This is a genomic window from Nitrospira sp. BLG_1 (genome assembly GCF_047338595.1).
In the GTDB taxonomy this organism is placed as follows: domain Bacteria; phylum Nitrospirota; class Nitrospiria; order Nitrospirales; family Nitrospiraceae; genus Nitrospira_D.
In genome coordinates this window covers 1-2,462 of sequence record NZ_JBLFBO010000104.1, presented here as the reverse complement: position 1 = coordinate 2,462, position 2,462 = coordinate 1, and the positions used below count along the sequence as shown (strand labels likewise).

Genomic DNA, 2,462 nt, shown 5'->3' with positions numbered 1-2,462 from the left:
CTTGACGACCAGCCTCGTAGCCGACGAGGGGACAAGGAACAGAAACTTGTCGATCGGCTGAAGTCCAGCAACGATAAGTTGTTGGACGAACTGAAGAAGCGCGACCGTCTTCTTGATGACATGAGTAGCAGGCTCTCGCGAGTCGAGCAGGATCGTACGGAACGGGAGACGCGAGCCGACGTGAATCGTCGAGCGGACGATGCACGAGCCGAAGCTGAACGCGAAGGGCGTGAGATGTGGAGTAGGGTTTCTGCGCTGGATCAGCAAGATCCTGAGCGCGGCCAAAAGACCTACACCATCCTGGCCGAATACAATCGGCGGGCTCGTCAGGAGGATATCCGGCACATCTTAGAGGAGGTGGACCGGAGATCGTCGGCAGCCGTCACGCGCCGAGCATTGGAACAACAAAGGTTCGAGGAGTCCAAGAAGAGGACCATTGCCGAGCTCGAACGAAACGGGATGAGCAAGGACCTCTTCGATGTCGTGCAGGACATCGCAACCGCGAAGGCGGCGACTGACTTTGATTGGTTCAAGCGTACTCCCGAGGCCGAGCAGATTCCGTTGCTCGTCTCGGATCTCAAGGAGCGGTTAATGAAAAGCAAACGAACGGGCCAGGAGTTTCAAAACGACAAGCGCGCACACCGCGCCGATATGGGCGGGGTGTTGGGCGAAGGATCGAGCGGGACACGGCGAGGATGGACGCGAGGCGACGCTGAGGACGGCGAACGGCAACCGTCCAGCATTCTGTCTGACTTGCGGCGCATGCGCGAGACTCAGATGAAGTACTCTGGCGACATGCTGAGACGAAAGTAAGGCGGATTGGTCACGTGTCACGCCCTGGCCAGTAACAACAAGAGGAGAAGACGATCATGAACGTTCAGTGGTCTAGCAGTTTCCCAGCCGGGGTGTCACGTAACCATGCCTTGAGCGATCAATTGCGATTTGCCAGTGTGTCGGAAACGGAGGTCTTGCAGTTCGCCAGACCTGAGCCAGGGTTCGGGAAAAACCAGGGCGAGTCCGTGACGATTCAGCGCATTCGGAGCATCGCGGAATCCACATCATCGGTGCTCAGCCAGTCCGGGAAAATCCCGGTCGATCAGATGGCGATGTCGGCTCGGACCATCACGGTCAGCGAGTTTGGTTCAGCCGTTGGGTTCACCAAGCTCTCGCAATTGCTCAGCAATTTCGATCTACAGAACCCGATTCAGAAGACACTCAAGAAGCGGATGCGCTTGACGCTCGATACGGTCGCCGGGACCGCCATCAAGACCTCGATGATACGGTTTGCTCCCACGAGCGCGGTTGGCGGGACCTTCACGACCGATGCGGGGGTGACGCCCGTCACGGGGACCAATAACCTGACGGTGGCTCACGTCAAGCAGATTCGCGACTATATGCGGAAGACCATCCATGTCGATCCGTATCAAGGCCAATCCTACATTGTGTTGGCCTCGACGAAGGCATGCCGAGGCGTCAAGGACGATCCTGAATTTCATTCCTGGCGTCAGTATCTCCGTCCGGGTGAAGTGTTCAACAACGCGGAGGTCGGGGAAATCGAAAAGTGCCGGTTCATTGAAATCGTGCACGATAACGTCTTGACCGAGCGTGGAACAGGCAGCGCCGTCGGAGAAGCCGTCTTCTTCGGAGACGACGTGCTGGCGCTGGCCGAGGTTGAAGCCCCTGAACTACGGCTGGCCATTCCGGCAGACTTCGACCGGCAATTTGCCATTGCCTGGTACGGGGTGCTCGGCATGGTCAACGTGTGGGGCGATTCGGCAAACGATGGCGAAGCACGATCCGTGTACGTCACGTCGAGCTAGGAAGAAACGGCGCTCATGCCCATTCACTTTCATGGAGGACAGATCATGATTCGCTATGATTTCAATAGCTTGTGGAACGCGGCCAAGCGGACCGTGTTGGGCAAGCTCGTGCAGCAAGAGCGGGACATTCCCCTCGCGCTCGACATTCATCGAGCCGTGCAGGGCGTTCAGTGGGCTCCTTCGATGGAGGAGGCTATCGGACGAGGATTGCTCCTGATGCCGGTGCTGAGAGGCGGGATGTACGGGTACGAAAGCCGTCGATGGCTCTCGCCCGATATTGCTGGCGTCATGGACTTCAGCGGAACCGGATCCGAAGGTCAATTCAACATCTTCGATTGGTTCCTCGTCGATACCATCGGGTTTACGTTCGCCGTGGCAGGCACCACGACGGCGGCGAAGGTGGATTTCGATCTGTATCCGGCGATTAACGGCAAGGGAACCATCATTGCGTCGAACCTGGACGGGACTCAGGGCACCGTCACGGCTCCGAATGCGACGACGGCCCAGGCCATTGGCGCCGTGACCTACAAGGTCATGGATGCGCCTATTCTTGTGCGCCCAGGCAATAGCATCGATGTCGATGTCGCCACGGCCTGCACGGCAGGATCAGAGGCCCTGGCGTTCGTCTTGGGCTATCCGAAG

Annotated in this window: 3 protein-coding genes; all 3 read left to right on the top strand. The window is 58.2% G+C overall.

Going from position 1 to position 2,462, the window contains the following annotated elements:
* On the top strand, positions 1-813 hold an 813-nt coding region (locus ACMTNU_RS20440), incomplete at its 5' end, for a hypothetical protein (RefSeq protein ID WP_413937137.1).
* Between the two features lie 56 nt (positions 814-869).
* Positions 870-1,820: a hypothetical protein gene (locus tag ACMTNU_RS20435; protein WP_413937136.1), complete on the top strand. Its 951-nt coding sequence runs from the start codon at positions 870-872 to the stop codon at positions 1,818-1,820.
* Positions 1,821-1,865: 45 nt separating this feature from the next.
* Positions 1,866-2,462: hypothetical protein (locus ACMTNU_RS20430; RefSeq protein WP_413937135.1), on the top strand; the 597-nt coding region annotated here is incomplete at its 3' end.